Raw genomic sequence first — 1578 nt, 5'->3', positions numbered from 1 at the left:
CATGTCCTGGTAATCCTTGGTTAAGTTTTTAACCTCACTCTTCAATTCTTCAAGGCCCTTGGCGTAAGGTCCTAGGATCCACTCTCTCAACCCCTAACAACACCAAGAGAGTTAGGGCCTCATAATATAAATGGGTATGGGTTAACGTGCCGCTTCTTGCGGTGAAGGTTGGCACGACTCAGGGGACTGTCAGGACTGTTTTGACTAGGCTTGTTAAGATGGGGCTTGTCAAGAGGATTTCGAGAGGATTATATGAGGCAGTAGGGATGGAAGCTTGAATACAAGTGGTTCGAGCCCTAAAGTCGTGTTGGCGTCTTTTCTTTTACTCTCTTTCTTTCAATGCCCTCGTCTCAGGTCAGCAAAGGGTGTCCCCCTCACCACTCGGTCAAGCCAGCCCTCATCATCTGAGATTTTCAATGAATTCAATAACTTCTTTGGTTTTATTACTATTTCCGACGAGGAAGATTAATCTTGGGTATCCAAATTTTTCAGAGCATTCAAGGTATACTACTTCAGTGGCATTCAATAATAGAATTTTTTCATAAGCTTTCCGCTGAATTGGAATTTTTAATTCCTTAAAGTTTCGAGATTTTAGATTCTCCTCAATTATATTAAACTTTTCTAAGCAATACCCTCTCTTATTGCTTAAACTCAAAAGAGGCTTTATGAATCCCACAGTTTTGTCTTTCCATATAAAGATTGCTATATGATATGTTCCATTAATACTTCCAATCCAAGAGGCATCATACTCCTTCGGGACAACATAGAAGTATGTGTTTATCCATTCTGACGTTTTAGTGGCAGTTTCTGAAGAACGGAGGCTTGGAGGAATTGTTAAATAAGCGGCAGCATAAGCACTTGGTCCAGCTTTTGGAATTGTTGATGTTAAAATTATCCCAGCTGCAAAAAAATGTTATTATTGTCGTGATAATTGAAAGTTTCCTATTCTCATGAAAATAAAAAGGAATTAAGGATACTATGAAGGCCGGTAGAATAATAAACAAAACTAGTCCATATTCTCCAAGAAATTGATCAATCTTAAGAATGTCAAAAAAGATGATTATACAGTACTGAAGGGGAATTGATAAAAATAAAGAAAAAAGAATTAAAAAGATGAGCACCATAGTCTTTCTCACCATATTATCACCCTTTCCTCCCTTAAGAGTTGAATGATGTGATTCAACACCTTACTCATTATCCCCACCGCTAAAGAATCCTGTTTTGAAATTTTGGCATCAGCCTATTTAAGATTTGTTCAAGCTATAATTAATTTTGGAGGAGCTGTTTCTTTGACTCAAGGTATGGTTTTAGGATCCACTCTCTGATTCCCATCAAGGCACACCTTTAAGAGAATTGACTAAACTTCCTATTACTGTTAAAACTAGTTAAGCAGTTAATGATTTGAGAATTTTACTTGGTTAGAGGGTTTCAAGGATAATGTGAGTCCTCGTCTCCCTAACCCCGTCAAGTGAAGCAACCTCATCCAACACTTCATCCAATCTCGCCTTATCAACCTCAAGTATAAGATCCACATCACCAGTGACTCTACAAGCCCGCTTAACCTTTAATTTTCTTCCT

Annotated in this window: 2 protein-coding genes; both read right to left on the bottom strand. The window is 38.1% G+C overall.

Annotated features, from left to right (window positions below):
- Positions 1-400 precede the first annotated feature (400 nt).
- On the bottom strand, positions 401-676 hold the full coding sequence (locus tag J7J33_00210) for a hypothetical protein (GenBank protein ID MCD6167722.1): 276 nt from the start codon (positions 674-676) through the stop codon (positions 401-403).
- 742 nt (positions 677-1418) lie between these two features.
- A partial coding sequence (locus J7J33_00205; protein MCD6167721.1) for an Lrp/AsnC ligand binding domain-containing protein occupies positions 1419-1578 on the bottom strand: 160 nt, incomplete at its 5' end.

It is taken from the genome of Caldisericia bacterium (assembly GCA_021158845.1).
In the GTDB taxonomy this organism is placed as follows: Bacteria; Caldisericota; Caldisericia; order B22-G15; family B22-G15; genus B22-G15.
This window is presented reverse-complemented; position numbering and strand designations above follow the sequence as displayed.